Source organism: Methylobacterium sp. J-070 (assembly GCF_022829385.1).
Lineage (GTDB): Bacteria > Pseudomonadota > Alphaproteobacteria > Rhizobiales > Beijerinckiaceae > Methylobacterium.
In genome coordinates this window covers 1-20,366 of sequence record NZ_JAKSXX010000082.1, presented here as the reverse complement: position 1 = coordinate 20,366, position 20,366 = coordinate 1, and the positions used below count along the sequence as shown (strand labels likewise).

23 protein-coding genes and 1 pseudogene are annotated in these 20,366 nt (G+C 67.4%); 13 read left to right on the top strand and 11 right to left on the bottom strand.

Annotation, left to right across the window (positions count from 1 at the left end; all coding sequences use genetic code 11):
• Positions 1-138: 138 nt before the first annotated feature.
• The 5 genes from MKL01_RS06460 to MKL01_RS06440 form a co-directional block, all read right to left on the bottom strand.
• On the bottom strand, positions 139-462 hold the full coding sequence (locus MKL01_RS06460) for a hypothetical protein (protein ID WP_243904393.1): 324 nt from the start codon (positions 460-462) through the stop codon (positions 139-141).
• Between the two features lie 229 nt (positions 463-691).
• The gene (locus tag MKL01_RS06455; protein ID WP_243904392.1) at positions 692-889 is read right to left on the bottom strand and encodes a hypothetical protein; all 198 of its coding nucleotides are present in this window, start codon (positions 887-889) and stop codon (positions 692-694) included.
• 986 nt (positions 890-1,875) lie between these two features.
• Positions 1,876-2,088 (bottom strand): hypothetical protein, encoded by a 213-nt coding sequence (locus tag MKL01_RS06450; RefSeq protein ID WP_243904391.1) that lies wholly within the window; start codon positions 2,086-2,088, stop codon positions 1,876-1,878.
• A gap of 364 nt (positions 2,089-2,452) precedes the next feature.
• Entirely contained in the window at positions 2,453-2,686 is a 234-nt protein-coding gene (locus MKL01_RS06445) for a hypothetical protein (RefSeq protein WP_243904390.1), read from the bottom strand.
• Positions 2,687-3,146: 460 nt separating this feature from the next.
• The gene (locus MKL01_RS06440; protein WP_243904389.1) at positions 3,147-3,632 is read right to left on the bottom strand and encodes a hypothetical protein; all 486 of its coding nucleotides are present in this window, start codon (positions 3,630-3,632) and stop codon (positions 3,147-3,149) included.
• A gap of 151 nt (positions 3,633-3,783) precedes the next feature.
• Between MKL01_RS06440 and MKL01_RS06435 the strand changes: the two genes are divergently transcribed.
• Complete coding sequence (locus MKL01_RS06435) at positions 3,784-4,014, top strand: hypothetical protein (protein WP_243904388.1); 231 nt, start codon at positions 3,784-3,786, stop codon at positions 4,012-4,014.
• 16 nt (positions 4,015-4,030) lie between these two features.
• Positions 4,031-4,363 (top strand): hypothetical protein, encoded by a 333-nt coding sequence (locus MKL01_RS06430; RefSeq protein ID WP_243904387.1) that lies wholly within the window; start codon positions 4,031-4,033, stop codon positions 4,361-4,363.
• Positions 4,364-4,920: 557 nt separating this feature from the next.
• Here MKL01_RS06430 and MKL01_RS06425 read toward each other — a convergent pair.
• From MKL01_RS06425 to MKL01_RS06415, 3 genes are read right to left on the bottom strand one after another with little or no spacing between them, the layout of a single operon-like run.
• Positions 4,921-5,073, bottom strand: a complete 153-nt coding sequence (locus MKL01_RS06425) for a hypothetical protein (RefSeq protein WP_243904386.1) — start codon at positions 5,071-5,073, stop codon at positions 4,921-4,923.
• A gap of 11 nt (positions 5,074-5,084) precedes the next feature.
• Positions 5,085-5,402 (bottom strand): hypothetical protein, encoded by a 318-nt coding sequence (locus MKL01_RS06420; protein ID WP_243904385.1) that lies wholly within the window; start codon positions 5,400-5,402, stop codon positions 5,085-5,087.
• Positions 5,403-5,447: 45 nt separating this feature from the next.
• A complete protein-coding gene (locus tag MKL01_RS06415) occupies positions 5,448-5,648 on the bottom strand; it encodes a hypothetical protein (protein ID WP_243904384.1) in 201 nt (66 codons plus the stop codon).
• A 292-nt stretch (positions 5,649-5,940) separates the two neighbouring features.
• Here MKL01_RS06415 and MKL01_RS06410 point away from each other — a divergent pair, with 292 nt between their 5' ends.
• From MKL01_RS06410 to MKL01_RS06395, 4 genes are read left to right on the top strand one after another with little or no spacing between them, the layout of a single operon-like run.
• Positions 5,941-6,321 (top strand): hypothetical protein, encoded by a 381-nt coding sequence (locus MKL01_RS06410; RefSeq protein ID WP_243904383.1) that lies wholly within the window; start codon positions 5,941-5,943, stop codon positions 6,319-6,321.
• The gene (locus MKL01_RS06405) at positions 6,318-6,557 is read left to right on the top strand and encodes a hypothetical protein (RefSeq protein ID WP_243904382.1); all 240 of its coding nucleotides are present in this window, start codon (positions 6,318-6,320) and stop codon (positions 6,555-6,557) included. The genes MKL01_RS06410 and MKL01_RS06405 overlap by 4 nt, the downstream gene beginning before the upstream one ends.
• A complete protein-coding gene (locus MKL01_RS06400) occupies positions 6,557-7,027 on the top strand; it encodes a hypothetical protein (RefSeq protein WP_243904381.1) in 471 nt (156 codons plus the stop codon). Before MKL01_RS06405 ends, MKL01_RS06400 begins: the two co-directional genes overlap by 1 nt.
• The gene (locus tag MKL01_RS06395) at positions 7,018-7,218 is read left to right on the top strand and encodes a hypothetical protein (protein WP_243904380.1); all 201 of its coding nucleotides are present in this window, start codon (positions 7,018-7,020) and stop codon (positions 7,216-7,218) included. The genes MKL01_RS06400 and MKL01_RS06395 overlap by 10 nt, the downstream gene beginning before the upstream one ends.
• 534 nt (positions 7,219-7,752) lie before the next feature.
• Here the strand turns inward: MKL01_RS06395 and MKL01_RS06390 are convergent.
• Both MKL01_RS06390 and MKL01_RS06385 read right to left on the bottom strand, forming a co-directional pair.
• Positions 7,753-8,484 (bottom strand): annotated as a pseudogene (locus tag MKL01_RS06390) (substrate-binding domain-containing protein); the annotation flags it as partial.
• A 585-nt stretch (positions 8,485-9,069) separates the two neighbouring features.
• Positions 9,070-9,819 (bottom strand): SDR family oxidoreductase, encoded by a 750-nt coding sequence (locus tag MKL01_RS06385; protein ID WP_243904379.1) that lies wholly within the window; start codon positions 9,817-9,819, stop codon positions 9,070-9,072.
• Positions 9,820-10,091: 272 nt separating this feature from the next.
• On the opposite strand from MKL01_RS06385, the gene MKL01_RS06380 reads away from it, so the two are divergent.
• From MKL01_RS06380 to gluQRS, 7 genes are all read left to right on the top strand, one after another.
• On the top strand, positions 10,092-11,825 hold the full coding sequence (locus tag MKL01_RS06380) for a patatin-like phospholipase family protein (RefSeq protein ID WP_243904378.1): 1,734 nt from the start codon (positions 10,092-10,094) through the stop codon (positions 11,823-11,825).
• A gap of 98 nt (positions 11,826-11,923) precedes the next feature.
• Positions 11,924-12,112: a hypothetical protein gene (locus MKL01_RS06375; protein ID WP_243904377.1), complete on the top strand. Its 189-nt coding sequence runs from the start codon at positions 11,924-11,926 to the stop codon at positions 12,110-12,112.
• Positions 12,113-12,147: 35 nt separating this feature from the next.
• Entirely contained in the window at positions 12,148-13,005 is an 858-nt protein-coding gene (locus MKL01_RS06370) for an alpha/beta fold hydrolase (RefSeq protein WP_243904376.1), read from the top strand.
• A 233-nt stretch (positions 13,006-13,238) separates the two neighbouring features.
• Complete coding sequence (locus MKL01_RS06365) at positions 13,239-13,535, top strand: hypothetical protein (protein ID WP_243904375.1); 297 nt, start codon at positions 13,239-13,241, stop codon at positions 13,533-13,535.
• Between the two features lie 109 nt (positions 13,536-13,644).
• Positions 13,645-16,368 (top strand): DNA mismatch repair protein MutS, encoded by a 2,724-nt coding sequence (mutS, locus tag MKL01_RS06360; protein ID WP_243904374.1) that lies wholly within the window; start codon positions 13,645-13,647, stop codon positions 16,366-16,368.
• A 157-nt stretch (positions 16,369-16,525) separates the two neighbouring features.
• Positions 16,526-16,807 carry a hypothetical protein gene (locus tag MKL01_RS06355; RefSeq protein WP_243904373.1) on the top strand — a complete coding sequence of 94 codons (282 nt, stop codon included), beginning with the start codon at positions 16,526-16,528 and terminating at the stop codon, positions 16,805-16,807.
• 151 nt (positions 16,808-16,958) lie between these two features.
• Positions 16,959-17,822 (top strand): tRNA glutamyl-Q(34) synthetase GluQRS, encoded by an 864-nt coding sequence (gene gluQRS, locus MKL01_RS06350; protein ID WP_243904372.1) that lies wholly within the window; start codon positions 16,959-16,961, stop codon positions 17,820-17,822.
• 15 nt (positions 17,823-17,837) lie between these two features.
• Here gluQRS and MKL01_RS06345 read toward each other — a convergent pair whose 3' ends face one another.
• On the bottom strand, positions 17,838-19,850 hold the full coding sequence (locus tag MKL01_RS06345) for a M23 family metallopeptidase (RefSeq protein WP_243904371.1): 2,013 nt from the start codon (positions 19,848-19,850) through the stop codon (positions 17,838-17,840).
• Between the last annotated feature and the right edge of the window lie 516 nt (positions 19,851-20,366).

Below are 20,366 nucleotides of genomic sequence, written 5' to 3'. Positions count from 1 at the left end.
ACACCACGCACATGCACGGCGACGTGATCGTCAACAGCAGCGCCTCGAATGCGGATGGCCTGATCGGCGACCTGAAGCAAAGCCTGAAGGGCCGCGCCTACGCGATGTCGTCGAACACCGGGCAGGCGTGAGGAACTCCTATTTGAAGCCCAGCATACTGAAGACCCGCTGGGGAAGTGCGTCCGCCTTTGGAAGTGGGATGACTTCCGCCTGCATCTTCTCAGGTTGTTCATCGCTCCCGCTGTCCCGCGTGCGGTCTTCGTCATAGGCCCGCAACGCCTCTGTGAGAATGTTAGACGGCGGCACTTCATAGTTCTGGAGGACCGCGGCGGCATCCTGCAAGGCTACAGCCTCGGTCGCAGTGATAGACTGACCGGAAGCGCGTTTTTTCAGTACATGGTCTGCAAGTTTGCTGGATAACCGCAGAAGGTCATAAATTTTCGGCAATGGCTCATCATGCATAGGGCTTTTCCCAAGTCAAAGAACCCCAATTATTTAACAAAATGGCGAAGCTTCGATTGGTTCAAACTGAATTGAGTGATGGTTATTGAATTATCAGTCTCTAATCAGAAACATTTCAGTGCCAAGAACTGTCTTCAGCTACAGGGGCGCAGATCGCGGAGATCGGAACGCGCCTACGCGATGTCGTCCAACAGCGGGCAGGCGTGAGACGTCGAGGGCGTGACCTCACCTATTTGACTGCACGACGAGCCTTAAGAACGTCCTCGTCACGTTCCATCAGCAACGCACCGATCAGTGCGGCCGGATAAAACATCAGTGCTCCGAGGATAACGATGCCGATCTTCCGCCCTTTGAAGTAGGCGATCAGCGGCGGGATCAACAAAGCCACCAAGGCGATGGTCGCAAGTATGGCGAACTGCGGGTTCATGCGTCACAGGATAGGCGCCGGGGCATAGGTGTCGAGGCTACGCTAGCGCTGCGGAACACGCAGACGGCTACGGTGTAAGGCTCACGTGCATGTGAGGCGACAGGCAATCGCAGTCGAGTACGATTTGCCCGTTCACCCCTCCAAGGTTGAACAACCTTCAGCCCGCTCGGCGCTCCGCCGCAGCGGGCTTTCTTGTTGTCGGAGAGCGAAGCCTGCCGGGCTTACGCGATGGTGGCCAACAGCGGGCAGGCGTGAGGGCCGCATCTTCCGCGACATGGTGCAGAACCACGGGCGGCAGATGGCGAAGGCGGATAGGGGGTGACTCAATCACCCAGGGTTCGACTAGGAACGCCGGTAGCAAGGCCCCGTTGTTAAGGCCATGCCGGTGTGGACCGGCTTATCGTGAGAGTGCCATGACCAGCCGAAGCGTTCAGTCTGCTCTTCTCGCCCTCGCGCTCTTCGCCGCTAGCGCCGGGATGGCCGCCGCGCAGAGCACACCCAACGGCAACACTTCGACCGGCGGCGCTCCTGCTGGATCTGGCAGCTCCGGCAATGGCGCCACCGGCAGCGGAGCGGCACCCAGCGGGAAGTAACGGGATCAACGTTCAGGTCTGAGCCCGCCCGGCCCAACGCCGCGGCGGGCTAATTTCTGCCGGGGTCTGGACCTACCGCGGGCGCAAGGCGGCTTCGATCCAACCTAACCGCCGAACCTTCAGCCCCGCCGGCAGCTGCCGCGCGGGGTTTTTCCTGCGCTGCATCCTTCGAACGGGGGATAGGACGCATCGCCCGAGGCTGGTACTCAGGGCACGAGACTCCAATACCCACCTCAGCCCGCCCGGCTCACCGCCGCGGCGGGCTTTTCTTTGCGATGAGCGGTGATACGATCACGGCTGACGCTCGTTCGATGACGTGCGTCCTCCACCTCAGCCCGCCCGGTTCGCCGGCGCGGGCTTCATTGTGCCGACGCGCCGCCGCTGGCACTCTGCTCAAGGGTGTTGTGCTTCTTCTCGCCTTCGAGGTTCAAGGAGCTTTGCAACGAGGAAGAAGCAAGCGACGCCAGCCGCACCGACGGCGTAGGCCGCATACCTGCTACCGCTCAGGTCCTCCAGCCAGTGCGCGAGATAACCCGCAGCAAAGGCCACGGGAAAGCCGACGATCAGCGAGACCAACGTGATGAAGATCTGAAGCCAGCGAGCCACTAGTGAACGGCTTCTGGTGTCGACAGCGCCGTACACTTCTCGGGCATTTTGCCTCGCCGGTCGGCCGGGAGCGCCCGCCACACCTCACAAGTCGAGTCCACCGGCTCCGGATCCGCCTTGAAATGTTGTAGCTGCGGCTCCGGCGCCCGCGCGAGGAAAGTGTAAACGAAGCCTGCAGCCCCAACGAGGATGACGATAGCCAGTGTCAGGGAGAGCCATAGAGACATGGCGTGATGGTAGCACGGCTGCCCTATTGCGCCATCTGGTCCGAGGGCCCCTCCGCGCAAACGTGCAGAACTGCAGGAGGTAGGGGGGCGAAGGTGGACTGAGGCCAAGTTACGGTACGTCGGATTACGGAAACTGATTACTCAGTGATCATTGACCGAGCATGTCCGCTGCTGATGCGAACTGGGTAGTTCTCGAAGCTGTTGATTTCGCCGATATGCTGAGCCGCCTCCTCCGTACAGTAGATGAAGAGGCAGGTCACACGGCCATCAGCGGTCTCGGTCAGACCGATACCGACGTTGGCGCTCGGGACACCCTGGGTCGACAAGAACTCCTGCAGCCGAAGAGCCGCCGCGCGATCTTCCTCGGTCATGAACCACTCCTCGGTGCAAGGGATGGTCTGCAACGCTCCCACTGAAAGGATCTAAGCGCCAACCATGCCGCTGGTAGGGGAGTGAAAGTTCACACCTCCGCTATCTGGCAAATCCTTCGCGTTCGCTGCCCATCATGGGCAAGCGAGAGGATGCGGCTTACTGGCTGTTGAAGTACACATGAGCCAGGACGCATCCTTCCCGGTAGCAGACCACCGGCCCGGTGGCCGTGTGCAGCCAGCAGGGGTGCTGTGAGGGATTGCTAAGGGCCGCCTCTCTGTCGATCGCCCACTTGGCCGCGAAGGCCGGGGTGCAGTTCCTGTTCGGCGCGGATCTGCCTTCAGCCGACAGGGCTGCTGAGCTGATGGCAATGAGCAATGCAGGGGCAGCGGCGCGGCGCATCGTGGCAGGATAGCCGCCGGGATGGCGGTGTCGAGGAACCGGAGAGATGAGACAAGCACCCTAACCGTGCGCCCGCTTGCGCACTCGCTCCGGAACAATTCCAGGCTCTTTCAAGCTACAAGAGAGTGCGCCGTCGCGACATTCTAACGCTAGCATGTCATTGTCTGGGGCGATTGCTAGATTGCCCTTCTCTACGAAAAACCTTTGAATTCTGATGGTTCGCTTTTTCTTTTTAATAATACTCGTAACAGTAAATCGCTTTAGATTGCTTTCATTTGAAAAATATCCTTCCTCGTCTTCCATGAGAGCGTCAAGAATATCTTCAGCATACTTTTCGAGGTGCTCAATATGTTCGTTTAGTATTTCACCATGAGTCGCTAAATCGTCGACTATTTCTAATCCTCTTTGACGGGTCTCAGGCGAGTCAGTAGCCCGCATGATTTGAGCCGTTCCCATAAGGGCGGCTGCCATCTTCGTCAGGATCGCAAGAGCCTGGCCGTCAAACTCGACGGCCGGGTCGCACGACCATTCCACGATCTCGCCCATCGGAACAAAATCCCTTGCGCTGTCACCGCACAATCCTCACTTATATGAAAACCACGCGGAAACCAAGTGATGAGCGCGCGGTTAATGATTGACTGTTGCGCGGTTTCTCCACTATGGTGGTGGCCCGAACGCCTTTCGGAGACCCCTGGTTATGACCGATAGAACCAAGCAGTTGTCCTTCGTGGCCGATGAGGAGACGCTTGCCCTAATCGGAGCCCTGAAGACCGAGCTCAAAGCGCCGACCACGGCCGCTGTCTTCCGCAAAGCCCTTGCGCTCGCCAAAGTGGCGGCCGATCAGGCGCGTCAGTCTGACGGCATCGTCACAGTTCGTGGAAAAGGTCAGCCTGCTGCCGAAGAAATTGCGGTGGCGCTGAGAGCGTAAGACAGCCCAGTCGACGATGAATGATCCGATACCGCTTAGCCGCTTAGCTGGAACTATTCCCCTTAGAAAACAGCTTCTTAGCGAAAAGATAGCTCACGAGCTTCTGAAGCTTTTCAGGTTATCGGTCTTATTCACAGTATTGTTGACCGCCGCCCTCGCGGCGGTCGACTACTATTTTATTGCGCATAAATTGATGATGCCGGCTGACCGACTGGTTACTGAGCATGTACTAATGGCCATTATTGGGGCCACCATTATTCAACTTGGCGCCGTTGTTGCAGCGATAGTGTACGCAGTTTTCAAAATACCTCCTGCCGAGCGGGAGATTGACGCCACCGATAGCGAATAGATCACGTCACAAGAGCCGCGCTAGCAGCTCCAACCAGGCCGCCAGCACCTCCCGGCGTTTCTGCCGATTAGCAGCCGCTGCCTGCGTCCGCTGCCCGTGACGATAATTGCCGTTCCGGTTAGCGCTCGTCAGCCTACGCCTTCCGCAGCCGCACGCCCGGCCCCTCGCCGTTCTCCTCGATGAAGATGACGCCGGCGGCTTCACGACGTCGATGAACTCGCGGGCTGGATCAGCCGGTGCGAACTGGTGCTAGAGCGCTTGAGCGCGGTCCCCGCTGCAGCTTGCCTGCCCTCCTCGGTGACGGTCCATTCTTCGCGGCCGAAGCGATCCTGGCGGCCGGTGCGAGCGATTAGCCCGTTCCGAGCGAGGCTGTTCAAGGTCGAGCTGCCAGGCCTGTAGAAGCGATCTCGTTCGCTCAGTAGCCGGAGGCGGTTTCGGTAGGTGTCACTCAGAGGGCCTATCATGCATCGGCCCAAGCAGCTCGTGTGCCGACCCCGGAACGCATGGCTCAGGGCAGCCCTGCATTGAGCGCCCCTTCCACGAGGCAGGGGATGAGGTCAGCGCAGCGTCCAGACCCTCGGGTTCGTAGCGACAATGGCAAGGACGTAGAGGGCGACACCGAGCGGCGTGCCGTAGGCGATCACGACGACGCCGATGCTGATCCAGGTAGCCAGCAGCGCGGCCATGATGGCTAGCACGACAGGGTTCATGGCCGTCTCCGTCAAGTCCGCTTCAAGGCACCTAGGTATGGGGTCAGGTATAAAGCGACATCACCGTTCTGAAGCAGGGCAGGAGCAGCGTTCGGCTTCGCTTCCGCTTGTTCATTGCGCATGGCAATTTCTTGCACGCGATGCTCTACGGATGGCGGCCAAAGCACATCATTGTTTACGAGTATCAATGTAGCGCGAACGAGCAACCTGAACTGCTCATCCGAGATCAGCGTGCCCGCTTCGTGCTGTTCGCGAATGCGATCGGCGGTAGCTGCGGCTAGCCCGGCGACAGCGGCCAACTTATCAGACAGGCCACTGGCCTCCGTCATTTTAGATAGCCCTTCGCCTTCAGGTGCTCGGTCAGAGCTTCGCGGTCAGGCGTCGTCATCTTCAGTGTCGCCATCCCTGAACCCATCGAACCCGTCTAGGGGCACACCGGTTCGGTACACGTCGTACTTGCGACCCAGAGCGTCGAGCTTCTTTCCCGATGTTCCAATCACAGTGTCCCGAGCGCCGTCAGGGACTTCTCTCAGCAGGCGCTCGCGGAAGTCGGTGTCAGGCTCGGGAACGCTCATGCGTCACCTATGATCGCTTGGCCTTCAGGGCTTCCTCGACGAGACGGCGGATGGCTTCGGAGCGGCCGGGTCGATCAGGCTGCTGATCAGACCAAGCGTCGATCTCTGAGCGCAGCTCAGGTGACAAGCGAATTGAGGTAGCGGGATCCTTGCCGGTGGCAGGTCGACCGCGCCTTTTAGGTGTGACCTCAATTGACATCAGCATTCTTTAAAGGTACGACATAAATCGGGCCGGAGCAAGGTTGCAGCCTTCCCCGGCCCTGACCCTGCAACGTCTGGGATGAACCGTCACATGGCTATCCACCACCCTACACCGCCCCTCGGCGGCGGTGAACGCCCGCGCTTGCCTTCAGCACAGGTAGGACCGGTCACACAGGCCATCCACGCGATGCGGGCGGCTGAGCCGGTCAAGAAGAGTTGCCAAGTTGGCGACTCTACTGCCCTCAGCCACAGCACCTTCACCCACGGCATCCGCGCCCTGTCCCGCACCGAGGTCGAGACCCTGGTCGAGGGGCTGATCGACCTCCTCGACGCCTGGGACGGTGACGGGGACCGCGAGCCGGACGTGGACCACGAACCAGATGTGGATCGTGAGCCAGATGAGCAGGACGGCTGCGCGGCCGAGTGGTCCGGCCGGGGCATCCACCGCTTCAACGTGGGAGAGGCCGCATGAGCGCTCCCACGAACCGCCATGACAACCTCGCCAACGTCATCTTCGACATGGAGACGATCGTCCGCGACTGCGTGAAGTGGGGCGAGGCCGTGCGCGACTTCGGCCTCTGTGAGAACGACGTGAAGGCCAGCGGCCTCTGGGTCATCGGCAACGCCATCATGAAGAACGCCCGGCAGGTCGAGGCCGAATGGGAGCGCTGCTTCGACCTGTCCCGCTCGCTGAATGGGGGTAACTGATGGTTACCCCCTCCACCCGCCGCGCCGCGCTCGGCGCCATCCTCGCCGCCCCGCTGGCATCCGTGCCGGTGGTGGCCAACTTTCCGGACTCCGGAAAATTGCCGGACGATGAAGCCCGGTTTCTAGCCATCGGTCCGCAGCTCGTGCAGCTGCTGAACGAGTATGACCGCCTCTGGGCCGTCGCCAAAACTGCGCATGCAGACTGGTGGAAGGCAGGCGAACACCTGCCTTCCCCGCGCTGGCCAGCGATGGAGTCCTTGCCAGAGTGGAAGGTCTACAGCGATCTCGTAGAGCCGGCTGAGAAGGTGGGCGACGCTATCCGGGCTCTGTATGAGCCATTCGATGGCCTTCATCTGACATCGCTGCGAGCCGTCCTTCTGCGATGCCGTTGGGCGGCAAGCTTCGGTTGTGAGGAAGAAGCGATGGCCGACATCGTGCGGCTATGGCGAGAGGGCACGCTATGCGCCTGATCAGCCCGTTCATCGTCGCGGTGGCGTGGTGGCACACGCGGCGGGTCCGCCGTGCCACCTACGACATGCGCCGGGCGAACTACTACGCCACGCGCAGCCTGCGGACGCTGATCGCGGTGGGGCGAGGTCCGATCCCGCTCACGGCCAGCGGCGTGCCGGCGATCCCGCCGATGCCGGTGCTGTGTCGGTAGGTCGAACGCAGTTCTGCGTCGGTTCAAGTGGCCAACTTTGCCACTTGATTGGATGAGGGTTCGCCAAGCTGGCGAGGGCTAAGTTGAGCTTAGGGTGGAGGATGCGTCCCCCACCTTGGGGGCGCAAATGCGAAACGATTTCGCTTTTGACCATAACGGACACCGTGTCCGTTTTGCGCTCCCCAGATCCGGGGAAACCAAACACGACACCGTGTCGCCTTTGAAAACGGAAACGGTTTCCGTTTTGCCGCGCCGGATCTCAGCATCCACGCCCGCCCTCTGATGAGCCTTGGGGAGCTAGAGGGCGAGCGTGGCGGTCGGCGGGATGAGGACCACCGACGTAGGCAAACTCGATGTTGGCTGATCGGTCACCGCGACGAATTTGCGCCCCTCACGAACGCCGCTCGCGCATCCGGTGCGGGCAGCAAACTCCACCCCGATCCAACAGGGCTTATTGGACAACGCTTGGACACGATAGGGCACGGAGCAAGCTAAGCATCTGATAGATATGCGCTATTGTGTACGCGCATCAGCCAGATTGCTGCCATCGTAGGGCGAGAGCACCGCGTCGAGACGCGCGTTGCCGTAATAGGCCGAGAGCAGGTTATCCATCCGCGCCTGGGCGGTCGCCGGGTCCCAGCGCAGGATCGAGACCTTGGCCATGCCGAACTGGCCCGAGCGCACCACGAGCTTCTTCGCGTCCAGATACGGCTTCAGCACCGATATGGCGCCGTCGTAGAAAAAGTATGCGTTATTGTCGTCCGGCGAGCCGCCGAACAGCTCGATGTTGAACGGTCCCTTACCGTCCTTCAGCCCGAGCGCGTCGACGATCGAGGTCGCCTGCTGCACACCGACTTTGTAGTTGTCGAACGTTGCGTAGAAGTCGACGTTGGGTGTTCCCTTGATCAGGCGATCGTAGGCGATGACCTTGACGCCCCGCTCGCGGGCTTTGGCGAGCACGTCGCTGAGCGTGGTTCCGTCGATCGAGGCGATCACCAGCACCTTCACGCCTTTGGTGAGCATGTTCTCGATCTGGGCGAGCTGGGTCGGGATGTCGTCGTCAGCGTATTGCAGGTCCGGCATGTAGGCCTTGGCCCGAAGCAACTTCACGATGTTGTTGCCGTCGTCGATCCAGCGCTGGGACGACTTGGTGGGCATGGCGATCCCGATCGGGTCACCCTCGGCGGCCCGCGCGACTGGTGCGGCCAGACCGCCCAGAAGCAACGATCCGAAGACGAGTTTGAGAAGGTACTGCTTGGCGCTCATAAATCCCACCGGTATCAACCCTGCCGTCCGGACTTTCTTGAAGATCCCGGATCGGCCCGTCCGCTCGTTTATGTTCCGCGGCCTCGTTCAGGAACGCTCGCCAACCTTCAATCATGCCGACATTGCCGCGAGCGCGCCGTTTTACTGGCCGCTCCGGACAGGACACCGGGCTATGACGCATCGAAGGATGCCTCGGCGCACCGAGATCTTGCTCGGAAATCCGACGGCAGTGCGGTTGAAGTCGGTGCGCCGAAGCGCGCGTTCCTGGCAGAGGCTGCCGGGTTGAACCCCAGCCGTTCTTCGTTCCACGATTTGTATGAGTTATCGAGCGGGCCGTCAATCGTCCGGGATGGCGCGCGGGCGCAGGTCGCGCGTCTGCAATGGGTCGCGGCGGGTCGGAGGCGTCGACGAGCGCGTTTCGAAACGGTCAGCGACCGGGCGTTCGGGGGGTCCCGCCCACGCCCGCATCCTGACGGGCCGCGTGCCGAAGCCCGCGGACGCGCCCGGGACGCGTCAGCGTCAGCATCGGGTGCGCCGTCATCGCGGGAGCCGCTCGGGCCCCCCGGGATCGACGGCGGCGGTCCCTCAGCCGCGCCCGACGAACGGCATCTTGGTGGCCATGATGGTCATGAACTGCACGTTGGTCTCGAGCGGCAGGTTCGCCATGGTGAGCACCGCCTGGCCGACATGGTCCGGGTCCATCACCGCCTCGGGGCGGAGCGACCCGTCGGCCTGGCGGACGCCCGCCTTCATCTTGCCGCCCATGGGCGTGTCGGCGTTGCCGATGTCGATCTGACCGCAGGCGATGTCGTAGGCGCGCCCGTCCAGCGAGGTCGCCTTGGTCAGGCCGGTCACAGCGTGCTTGGTCGCCGTGTAGGCGATCGAGTTCGGCCGGGGGGCGTGCGCCGAGATCGAGCCGTTGTTGATGATCCGGCCTCCCCGGGGATCCTGGTCGCGCATGATCCGGAAGGCGTGCTGCGTGCACAGGAACAGGGCGGTGAGATTGGTCTCGACGACCTGCCGCCAGGTCTCGAGCGGCAGATCTTCCAGGGGCACCGCCGGGGCACCGATCCCGGCATTGTTGAACAGCAGATCGAGGCGTCCGAACTCCGTGCGGGTTCGCTCGAACAGGTTGGCGATCGAATCGGGATCGGTCACGTCGGTGGGGACCGCCAGGGCGCGGTCGCCGATCTGCACCGCCACGTCCTCCAGGGGGCCGGGCCGCCGGCCGGAGAGCACGACACGCCAGCCCCCGGCCGCCAGTGCCAGGGCCGCGGCCTTGCCGACCCCCGTTCCCGCCCCGGTCACGATCGCGATCCGATCCGCCATCGACATGCGTTCCTCCCGGCTTTGCTGTTGTCCGCCTGTAGCGGATGGCGGCGGCGGCGCGAAGAGACCTGCGTTTCAGATGCCGTGCGCGGTCACGCGATCCGATCGCGTCGCGATCGGGCCCGGCTTCGACGTCTTGTCGCGACGCGCGCCCCCACCCGGACCGGTATCCCTGGCGGCGCAGAGCGCTCTATGGTGGGACCGCAATCGGAGGCGTGGAGGATACGGCCGTGTCCGGGGAGAAGCCTGCGCCCTTCGGCCGATCCACCGGCGGATATGTGAGCCCACCCGTGATCCCGTTCCTGGACGGGCTCGATCCGTCGGCGGTCGAGGCGGTCCGCGCCCGCATGATCCCGGTGGCGGTGCCGGGCGGCCGGACGCTCTTCGAGCAGGGCGCGTCGGGCGACGCACTCTATACCCTCGTCTCAGGCGCGGTCGGCGTTTCGGCGCGAGACCACACCGGGAGGCCGACGCGCATCGCCCGCCTGCGACCGCCCGAGACCTTCGGCGAGATGGCGCTGCTGTCCGACGCCCCCCGGGCGGCGACCGTCATGGCGCTGCGCGATTCGCACCTCCTGAAGCTGACCCGGGACGCCTTCGAGGCGGTGATCGCCGAACATCCGCAAACGCTCCTCTACTTCGCCCGGATGCTCGCCGATCGACTGCGCGCCCTCTACGACGGCTACTCGGTGCATCACGCGCCGCGCATCTTCACCGTCCTGGCGGTGACCGAGGGCCCGGATCCGGCGCTTCTCGCGCGGCGGCTCGCGGCCGCGTTCGACGCGATCCTGCCCGGCGAGACCGGCTGCCTCACGGACTGGCCGGAGGGCGCCGACGAGGCCTGGTTCCAGGCCTTCGAGCGGCGCCACACGCGCACGATCCTCGCGGCGAAGGAGATCGACTGCCCCTGGTGCCGGCAGAGCCAGCGCCGCGGCGATCACGTGCTGCTGCTCGCCGAGCCCGGCGCCCCGCCGCGGGCGGGGGCGGCGGCCTATCTGGAGCGCGTGCGCTCCGACTGGATCCGCATGGACCTCGTGGTCCGGCAGGATGCCGGGGCGGCACGCCCGAAGGCCCTGCATCCGGCGGTCGCGGCCCTGCCCGGGGCGTTACGGATCCAGCTCCGCGACGGCCGGCAGGCGGACCTCAGCAGGCTCGCCCGGCTCGTCAGCGGCGCGGCCCGCGGGCTCGTCCTGGGCGGCGGCGGTGCCCGGGGCCTCGCCCATCTCGGGGTCCTCAGGGCGTTGGATGAGGTCGCCTGCGCGCCGGACTTCGTCGGCGGCACCAGCATGGGTGCGATCATCGCGGCCGGGCTCGGGATGGGCTGGAGCACGGCCGAGATCTACGCGCAGACCGCGGCGTTCTTCGGATCCAGCAACCCGATCAACGACTACACGGTGCCGGTCCACGCCCTCACGCGCGGTGCGAAGGTCGATGCCGGTCTAGCGGAGCGCTACGGCGGCGCACGCATCGAGGACCTGTGGCTGCCGTTCTTCTGCGTGTCGTCGAACCTCACCACCGGCGGCACGATGGTGCACCGGTCGGGCGACCTGCCGACGGCCCTGCGCGCCAGCATCGCGATCCCAGGGCTCCTGCCGCCGGTGCTCTGCGACGAGGGCGTCCTGGTCGACGGCGGCATGATGAACAACCTGCCGGCCGATGTCGCCGCCGAGCTGGAGCGCGGACCGGTCCTCGCCGTGGACGTGGGCAGCGACCGGGCGTTCCAGGACATGCCCGCGCGCGGCTTGAGCGGCCGGCTCCTGCGGAAGCTGCTCGGCTCGCCGCCGGCGATGCCCGGGCTCGCACCGCTGCTGCTGCGGGCCGCCACGGTGTCGAGCGACGCCCAGAGCCTGATCGCCGCCGCCCACGCGACCGCGGTGCTCAAGCCGCCGCTCGCCGGGATCGACCTGCGGGCGTGGTCGCGCTTCGCGGAATCGGCCGAACTCGGTTACCGCGCGACGCAGGCGGGTATCGAGGACGGGACCCTGGCGCGCTGGCTCGACCCCATACGGTGAGGTGTCCGCGTGCGGCCGCGCACGCCCGCGGTCGGCGGACCCGTAACCCTGAGCGCCCCGCGCCGATCTGTCTTGGACGACACACGGAGCGCCTGATCATGACCCACGACCCTATCGATCGCACCGATCTCGCGCCGACGGAGGGCGCCGTACCGGCACGGGTCGGCGGCGGTCTCCTTCAGGGGGCGGCCTTCGTCCTGCTGTGCCTCTGGACCCGGACGTCCCCGATCCGTCTCCGGGATCAGCTCTCCCCGGAGGCCGGAGCCTGTGCGACACTGGGATTCTGAGCGCGTCGGCCGCGCATCACGGAGCTTCGAACCGCATGGCTGTGGCAGGCGTCAGCTTCCGCCGGATCCGCCTGCCGGAGGTGAGCCTGCACGTCGCCGAGGCGGGGCCGGAGGAGGGGCCGCCGACCATCTTGCTGCACGGCTTCCCGGAATTCTGGTACGGCTGGCGCCATCAGATCGGGCCGCTCGCGGAGGCGGGATTCCGGCTGATCGTCCCGGATCAGCGCGGCTACGGCCTCAGCGACAAGCCGTCCGGCGTGGCTGCCTATCATCTGGACCGGCTCGCGGCCGACGTGATCGCCCTCGCGGATGCCTGTGGCGCTCCGGCGGTGCGGCTGGTCGGTCACGACTGGGGCGGCCTCGTCGCCTGGTGGGCGGCGAGCCTCTACCCTGAGCGCATCGAGCGGCTCGCCATCCTCAACGCGCCGCATCCCGCGGTCGTGGGCGACTACATACGGCACCATCCGGGCCAGTTGCTGCGCAGCACCTATGTCGGCCTGTTCCAGCTTCCCCGCCTGCCCGAGCGGTTGCTCACCGCCGACCGCTGCCGCGCCCTGCGGCGGGCGCTCACCGGCACGAGCCGGCCCGGTGCCTTCGCGCCGGCCGATCTCGACCGGTACGTCGAGGCGTGGCTGCAGCCCGGCGCCATGACCGCCATGCTCAACTGGTACCGCGCCCTGGTGCAGCTGCCGCGGGCCACGCCGCCCCGAGTCCGGATGCCGACGCTGATCCTCTGGGGCGAGCGGGACACCGCCCTGCAAGCCGGGCTGGCCGAGGCGAGCCTCGCGGTCTGCGACGCGGGCCGGATCCGTTGGTACCCGGATGCCACGCACTGGATCGCGCATGAGGACCCGGCCGCCGTCAACGCGGATCTGGCGCACTTCCTCGCCTGAGGACCGGCTCCGCAGCCCGGTCGTGCCTGACAGGAATACGCGCTTTATAGTTTTAGCACGCTTTATAATTTTAGATTGTCGGCCGGAACAGGATCCGGACCACGCAATGGCCGCCCGTTTAATCCCACGCCAGTCTAAATGAATGGCCTTGTCTTTTCGATCCTGCTCCGGAACATTCCAGCGACCTCACGCTTTCTTGGAGTCTCATGAAATCGTGTTGGAGTTACGTGACGATGTCCTTTCGCAGAGTGTTGACCGCCGGCCTGTTCCTCGGCGGTCTGATGGGTGGCACGGCGGCCGTCCAGGCCGCCCCGGCGATGCCGCAGACCGGTCTGGCCGACCGCGGCATGGTCGAGACGATCGCCATGCATCACCGCCATCACCGGATGCACCGTCATCACAGCACCCGGCACGAGCGCCGGATGCGCCGCATGAACACGATGCGCCACGGTGATCCGAATGCCCGCAACCCGTCGCGGCCCGGCTATCAGCAGCAGCTCGGGAACACCACCGGCGGCCCGCGCTACTGAGGGCCGGCCGGCTCCGCGCCCGGCGATCATCCACCGCCGACGCGGCTTCTCCCCAGCCGCGTCGGTACCGGCGTCCTGATTCGCGGGCCGCGCTCTGCTAAGAGGCGGCATGGTCCGAACCGCCGCCCGACCCGCCGCCGACAGGGCACCCGCCACAGAGCTCGATCCGGCCGGCGCCACGCCGATGATGGCGCAGTACATCGAGATCAAGGCCGCCAATCCGGACTGCCTGCTGTTCTACCGGATGGGCGACTTCTACGAGCTGTTCTTCGAGGACGCCGAGATCGCCTCCCGGGCGCTCGGCATCGTGCTGACCAAGCGCGGGCGGCACGCGGGCACCGAGATCCCGATGTGCGGGGTGCCGGTCGACCGGTCCGACGACTATCTCAACCGCCTCATCGCGCTGGGCCACCGGGTCGCGGTCTGCGAGCAGACCGAAGACCCCGCCGAGGCCAAGAAGCGCGGGCCGAAATCGGTGGTGCGCCGGGCGGTCGTGCGCCTCGTCACCCCCGGCACGATCACGGAGGACCGGCTCCTCGACCCGGCGCGCGCGAACCTGCTCCTGGCGCTCGGCCGGCGCAAGATAGGGGAGGGGGCCGTCGCCTACGGTCTGGCGGCCCTGGACATCTCCACCGGCCGCTTCTCGCTGAGCGAGGTCTCGGGCGGCGATCTCGCCGGCGCCATCGCCCGCCACGACCCGCGGGAGATCGTCATGTCCGAGGCGATCCACGCCGATTCCGCCCTGGCGCGGCTCTGGCAGGAGAGCCGCGCGGCGATCGTCCCCCTCGCGCAGGCCGAGCTTGAACCCGCCGCCGCCGAGCGGCGCATCCGCGAGCAGTACGGCGTCGCGACGCTCGACGGCTTCGGCCAGTTCACCCGGGCCGAGATCCAGGCCGCGGGCGCGGCGCTCCTCTACGTCGCCCGGACGCAGCTCGCCGCCCGGCCGCCCCTGGCAGTGCCGACCCGCGAGGATTCCGGCGCCACCCTCGCCATCGACTCGGCCACGCGCGCCAACCTCGAACTCACCCGCACCCTGTCGGGAGAGCGGACGGGCAGCCTTCTCGCCACGATCGACCGCACCGTCACGGCGAACGGGGCGCGGCTGCTGGCCGAGCACCTCGCCGGGCCGCTCACACGTCTCGACGCGATCGGCCGGCGGCACGCGGCGGTGGCGCATCTGGTCAACGACCCGATCCTGCGGGCCAGCCTGCGCGACGCCCTCGCCAGGTCCCCGGACCTCCCGCGCGCCCTGTCGCGCACGGGGCTCGGCCGCGCCGGGCCGCGCGACCTCGCCGCGATCCGGGACGGGCTCGCGGTGGCGGTGGACCTGGGGACGCGCCTCGCTGCCATCCCGGACCTGCCCGAGGATCTCGCCCGCCTGGGCGGCCATCTGTCGGAGACCGATCCCGACCTGATCGCGACCCTAGCGGCGGCGCTCGCCGAAGATCTGCCCCTGAGCCGGCGCGACGGCGGCTTCGTCCGGCCGGGCTACCACCCGGAGATCGACGAGGCGCAGGCACTGGGCCAGGATTCCCGCAAGGTGATCGCCGCGCTGCAGGCGCGCTACGCCGAGCAGACCGGATGCCGGACCCTGCGCATCAAGCACAACAACCTGCTGGGCTACTTCATCGAGGTCCCGCAATCCGTCGGCGAGGCCTGCCTCAAGGGTCTCCAGGGCGAGTTCGTCCACCGGCAGACCATGGTGGACGCCATGCGCTTCACCAGTGTCGAACTGGGGGAACTCGAGTCGCGGATCTCGGGCGCGTCCGACAGGGCGCTCGCGTTGGAGGCCGCGGTCTTCGAGGACCTCGCCGCCCGGGTGCTGGCCCAGGCGGCGCCGATCGCCGAGGCGGCCGAGGCGCTTGCGGGGCTCGACGTCGCCGCGAGCCACGCCGAACTCGCCGTCGAGCTCGACTGGCGGCGGCCGGTGGTCGACGATTCCCTGAGCTTCGTCGTGGCGGGCGGGCGCCATCCGGTAGTCGAGGCGGCCCTGCGCCGGGCGGGCGAGCCGTTCATCGCCAACGATTGCGACCTGTCCGGGGAAACGCGCGGCCGGATCCGGCTGATCACCGGACCCAACATGGGCGGCAAGTCCACGTTCCTGCGCCAGAACGCGCTGATCGCCGTGCTTGCCCAGATGGGCGCCTTCGTGCCGGCCGCCGAGGCGCGGATCGGGCGCGTGGACCGGCTGTTCTCCCGGGTCGGCGCGGCCGACGATCTCGCCCGCGGGCAGTCGACCTTCATGGTCGAGATGGTCGAGACCGCCGCCATCCTCAACCAGGCGACACGTCGCTCCCTGGTGATCCTCGACGAGATCGGCCGCGGCACCGCGACCTTCGACGGCCTGTCGATCGCCTGGGCCTGCCTGGAGCACCTGCACGAGGTCAATGCCTGCCGGGCGCTCTTCGCCACGCACTTCCACGAACTCACCGCCCTCGGCGACCGGCTGGCCCGGCTGGAGAACGCCACGCTGAAGGTGGCCGAGCACCGGGACGGCGTCGTGTTCCTCCACGAGGTGGTTCCGGGGGTTGCCGAGCGCAGCTACGGCCTTCAGGTGGCGCGCCTGGCGGGTCTGCCCGGCGGGGTCGTGGCGCGGGCCGGCGCGATCCTCAAGAGCCTCGAGAAGGCGGAGCGCGGCCGGCCCGCCCGCGCCCGGATCGACGACCTGCCGCTCTTCGCCGCCCTGGCGCCGCCGCCGCCGCCCGAACCCCCGCCCGAGGATCCTCTGGGGGCACTCCTGGACGCCATCGATCCGGACGCGCTGACCCCCCGGGAGGCGCTGGACGCCCTCTACCGGCTGAAGCGCGAGCGGGCGGGGCGGGGACCCGCGTGAGACGGTCGCTCCCGCGGCCGGCGGGCTGCGGGCGTTCCGGCCGGATACGGTCCGGAGGGCACCGGCTTCGGCGCGGCGCGGTCCCCTGTGCGTTCGCCCGGCCGCGCGACGACGGCCGCGTTGACAGACGGGCGCGTCCCGCGCCAACAGAGCGCCCATGTCGACAGCCCACGCCCCGTCGCCCGCACCGCGCTCATCGAGCGGCGCGCTCGCCGCATGGGGCATCGCGGTCGTGGTGATCGCCACGGTGCTCATCGGCGCGCTGGCGCCCGCCCATCACACGGCACCGGCCCGCTCGGTGGCCGAGGATCCGGCCTGCCTGGAATGGACCGACGGCTGCACGGTATGCCAGCGCCGCGCCGAGGGCCCGGCGTGCTCGCTCCCCGGCATCGCCTGCCAGCCCGGCGCGCCCCAGTGCCTGCGCCATCGCGACGGCTGAGGCCGGATCCATTCGGATCCCCCGCTCGATCTGGCCGACGGTCCGTGTCGACCCTCGGGACGCGGCTTGATCGTAGAACGGAGCGCGACGGGTTCGCTCCGCCGTGCGCAAGCATCCGGCCGCGGATGACGGGCTGGCCCGCGGAGGCCGGATGAGCGCCGACGGTCCGGTCCTGCGCTTCGCGCCGAGCCCGAACGGGCGGCTCCACCTCGGACACGCCTATTCGGCGCTGCTCAACGCCGATCTCGCCGCCCGGATGGGAGGCCTCTGCCGGCTGCGGATCGAGGATATCGACCCGCTGCGCTCCAAGCCGGACTTCGTCGACGGGATCGTCGCCGACCTCGGATGGCTCGGGCTGACCTATCCGGAGCCGGTGCGGCGTCAATCCCGCTTCATGGCGGCCTACCGGTCCGCCCGCGACGGGCTGATCGGCCGCGGGCTCGCCTATCCCTGCTTCTGCTCGCGCAGGGAGATCCGGGCCTTGGCCGCTGCGGGCGGCGACACGCCCCGCGATCCGGACGGCGGGCCGCTCTATCCCGGCCGCTGCCGTCGGCGCGATCCCGCCGAGGTCGCCGACCGTCTCGCCCGGGGCGATCCGCACACGTGGCGCCTCGACATGGCGGCCGCCCTGGGCTGCGCCGGGTCGCCGCTCGGATACCGGGCCTTCACGACGGGGGGCGAGCGCTGGGTCACCGCCGATCCCGCCCGCTGGGGGGACGCGGTGATCGCCCGTCGGGACGTTCCGACGAGCTATCACCTCGCCGTCGTCCACGACGATGCCGCCGAGGGGATCACCCATGTGGTCCGCGGCCGCGACCTTGAGGCGGCGACCGACCTCCACGTGCTCCTGCAGGTCCTGCTGGGTCTGCCCGTGCCGCGCTACCGGCACCATCGGCTGCTGCGCGATGGATCGGGCGAGAAGCTCGCCAAGTCGCGCGGCTCGCGGGCGCTCGCCGATCTGCGGCGGGACGGCGTCTTGCCCGAAGAGATCCGCGCCCGTCTCGGCTTCGCCTGAGCCGGGCGCCCCGCGTCAGCGCACGATCGCGTCGCGCTGGGCGAGGGCGGTGGCGCTCTTCGACTTCTGCATCGTGGCGTCGATCTGCTCGCGCTGGCGCCGGAAGTCGGCGAGCAGCCGGCCGTCGAGCTCGCGGCCCCGCGGGACGCGGATCTTCATCGGGTCGACGAAGTGGCCGTTGATGATCACCTCGTAGTGGAGGTGGGCGCCGGTCGACAGGCCGGTGGAGCCGACATAGCCGACGACCTGACCCTGCCGGACCTTGACGCCCTCTCGGATGCCGCGGCCGATCCGCGACATGTGGTTGTAGGTCGTTACGTAGCCGTTGACGTGCTGCAACTCGACGCGATTGCCGTAGCCCGAGGTCATCTCGGCCCGGATCACCACGCCGTTGCCCGCCGCCATGATCGGCGTGCCGACCGGGTTGGACCAGTCGACGCCGGTGTGCAGCTTGGCGTAGCCGAGCACCGGATGGCGCCGATAGCCGAAGCCCGAGCGCATGATCCCGTCCGCGATCGGCTTGCGCAGCAGGAACTTCTTCAGGGAGCGCCCCTGCTCGTCGAGGTAGTCGATGGTGCCGTCGTCGGGGGACTGGAAGCGGTAGACCTTGCGGGTCTCGCCGCCGAGCGTCAGCGCCGCGTAGAGGAGGTCCGGCCGGTCCGCCCCGGCCTCGTCGTCGTAGGTGTAGAACACGTCGAGGCCGTCGCCGCTGGCGATCCGGCGCTGGAAGTCGAGATCGTAGCTGAACACCCGGACGATGTCCTCGACCGTGGCCCGCGGCAGGTCGTGCCGGGCGGCGGTCTCGTAGAGGCTCTGGTAGAGGCGCGGGCCGGAGCCCGAATCCTCGTCCTCGTCCTCGCCGGCCTCGGCCTGGGGCTGCGCCTTGGGGGAGGGGGCCTCCTCTGCGGGGGGGGCCACCGAGACGAAGGCGCCCCGGTCGTTGAGGGCGGCGATTCCCTCGATGCCGGCCTCGCCGTAGAGCACCACGCGAGTCACCTGACGCGGGTCGCCGGGCCGGGGCCCGGGGGCGATCTGCACGCGCATCGGCTGCCCCTCGCTGAGGGCGGCGGTGCGGGTCCTGCCGCCGAGCGCCGCGACCACGCCGCGGATCGCCTCGTCGCCCGCCAGCCCGGTGGCCTTGAGCGTGCTCTCCAGGGTTTCGCCGCGCTTGAGCGCCAGATCCCGCTCCTCCACCAGGGGCGCCTCGTTGGGTTTCAGCTCGACCTTGGCGACCTTGGTGACGTTCTCGGGGACGACGAGCACCTCGATGGACTTGAACGGGTTCACCTCCTTGGCGGAGGCGCCGTCGCCCGCGCCCTGCTGCAGGGTGCGCGACAGCAGGATCTGGGGGGCGATCGGGATGGCCGCCCGGCGGCCGGCCTCGGCGGCGATGCGGCGCTCCTCCTCGACCTGGGCGGTGACGTCGTCGTCGGTGAGCGCGGGGGCGTTGGCCTCGATGGCGGCGTCGGTCAGGTCGCGCTTGACCACGGTGACCTCCGCGCTCGGGGTGTCGGCGGCGTCGGGGGCGCGCTCCAGGGGCTCGTCGGAGACGAATTTCATGGGATCGAAGCGGGGCGGCTCCGCGGCGTAGACACCGGTGGTCATCGACAGGGGGGCGCTGAGCCGGACGAAGGCCTTGGCCTTGATGATCTCGCGGTCGCCGAGCCGGACGGTGACGGGCGCGCGGAAGCTCTGCTTGGCCGAGGCGATCATCAGGTTGCGCACCAGCCGGTCGCCCTTGCGGGCGATGTTGGCGCCGCTCTCGCTCGGCTGGGGCCGGGCCACGACGGTCGCCTTCTCGGGGATCGCCGCGAAGGAGAGGTCGCCCTGGAGCGACACGTGGAGCGCCGCCGCGATCAGGGCGGCGCCGGTGAGGCCCGTGAGCGTGCTGGCGCAGAGCCAGCGCAGGTTCACGGCGCGCCGGTCGATCTGGGTCGTGGTGGCGCCGAGATGGTCGAGGGGGGCCTGCACCCCGCGGACGGCGGAGAAGGCGGCCACGTCGCCGATCTTGAGTCGCTCGCGCTTCACTCGAAGGCCCTGAGAAGACGATGGCGAACGGGTCCGCTGACCGGGTTCTACCATGCCGCGCGTGATGCCGCGCCCGCCCGGTCCATCTCACGAGGCAGCGTGTCGAGATTGAGGCGCCTGAGGGCGCCGCCCCGGCCGGCGGCTGACGCACCGCCCGGCGCCGCGGCGGCCCGTCCGCCGGGGGCGGCGGGACTTTTCCGGCAGGGAGGTTTTGACGGCTGTGATTGGTGGAGATATACCCCGGCTCATCGGCGCCGGCCGCGAGAGGGGTCCGGCGGCTGGTCTATCTTCTGACAAGCGGCGCGACTGGCCGGCGGGGTTGCCGGGCGGTCTTCTGTTTGCCGCGTGATGCGCTCCGGCGACGGGGCGGCTCTTTGACCAGTTGGATTTGAGGAAGGGAGACGCGGGCGGCGTTGGTCCTTGCGGCTGGGGCTTAGGCGCTGGCGTGAGAGACTTGTGCCGATCGTGTGTTTCTCTTTTTGAGCTCACCGACGGGTATTTGGGCGCTGTGAAGCG

Bases quoted from the DNA above. Each gene is read 5' to 3' on its own strand.
- MKL01_RS06460 (WP_243904393.1), bottom strand. From the start codon at position 462: ATGCATGATGAGCCATTGCCGAAAATTTATGACCTTCTGCGGTTATCC.
- MKL01_RS06455 (WP_243904392.1), bottom strand. From the start codon at position 889: ATGAACCCGCAGTTCGCCATACTTGCGACCATCGCCTTGGTGGCTTTG.
- MKL01_RS06445 (WP_243904390.1), bottom strand. From the start codon at position 2,686: ATGACCGAGGAAGATCGCGCGGCGGCTCTTCGGCTGCAGGAGTTCTTG.
- MKL01_RS06440 (WP_243904389.1), bottom strand. From the start codon at position 3,632: ATGGGCGAGATCGTGGAATGGTCGTGCGACCCGGCCGTCGAGTTTGAC.
- MKL01_RS06435 (WP_243904388.1), top strand. From the start codon at position 3,784: ATGACCGATAGAACCAAGCAGTTGTCCTTCGTGGCCGATGAGGAGACG.
- MKL01_RS06430 (WP_243904387.1), top strand. From the start codon at position 4,031: ATGAATGATCCGATACCGCTTAGCCGCTTAGCTGGAACTATTCCCCTT.
- MKL01_RS06425 (WP_243904386.1), bottom strand. From the start codon at position 5,073: ATGAACCCTGTCGTGCTAGCCATCATGGCCGCGCTGCTGGCTACCTGG.
- MKL01_RS06420 (WP_243904385.1), bottom strand. From the start codon at position 5,402: ATGACGGAGGCCAGTGGCCTGTCTGATAAGTTGGCCGCTGTCGCCGGG.
- MKL01_RS06415 (WP_243904384.1), bottom strand. From the start codon at position 5,648: ATGAGCGTTCCCGAGCCTGACACCGACTTCCGCGAGCGCCTGCTGAGA.
- MKL01_RS06410 (WP_243904383.1), top strand. From the start codon at position 5,941: ATGGCTATCCACCACCCTACACCGCCCCTCGGCGGCGGTGAACGCCCG.
- MKL01_RS06405 (WP_243904382.1), top strand. From the start codon at position 6,318: ATGAGCGCTCCCACGAACCGCCATGACAACCTCGCCAACGTCATCTTC.
- MKL01_RS06400 (WP_243904381.1), top strand. From the start codon at position 6,557: ATGGTTACCCCCTCCACCCGCCGCGCCGCGCTCGGCGCCATCCTCGCC.
- MKL01_RS06395 (WP_243904380.1), top strand. From the start codon at position 7,018: ATGCGCCTGATCAGCCCGTTCATCGTCGCGGTGGCGTGGTGGCACACG.
- MKL01_RS06385 (WP_243904379.1), bottom strand. From the start codon at position 9,819: ATGTCGATGGCGGATCGGATCGCGATCGTGACCGGGGCGGGAACGGGG.
- MKL01_RS06375 (WP_243904377.1), top strand. From the start codon at position 11,924: ATGACCCACGACCCTATCGATCGCACCGATCTCGCGCCGACGGAGGGC.
- MKL01_RS06370 (WP_243904376.1), top strand. From the start codon at position 12,148: ATGGCTGTGGCAGGCGTCAGCTTCCGCCGGATCCGCCTGCCGGAGGTG.
- MKL01_RS06365 (WP_243904375.1), top strand. From the start codon at position 13,239: ATGTCCTTTCGCAGAGTGTTGACCGCCGGCCTGTTCCTCGGCGGTCTG.
- mutS (WP_243904374.1), top strand. From the start codon at position 13,645: ATGGTCCGAACCGCCGCCCGACCCGCCGCCGACAGGGCACCCGCCACA.
- MKL01_RS06355 (WP_243904373.1), top strand. From the start codon at position 16,526: ATGTCGACAGCCCACGCCCCGTCGCCCGCACCGCGCTCATCGAGCGGC.
- gluQRS (WP_243904372.1), top strand. From the start codon at position 16,959: ATGAGCGCCGACGGTCCGGTCCTGCGCTTCGCGCCGAGCCCGAACGGG.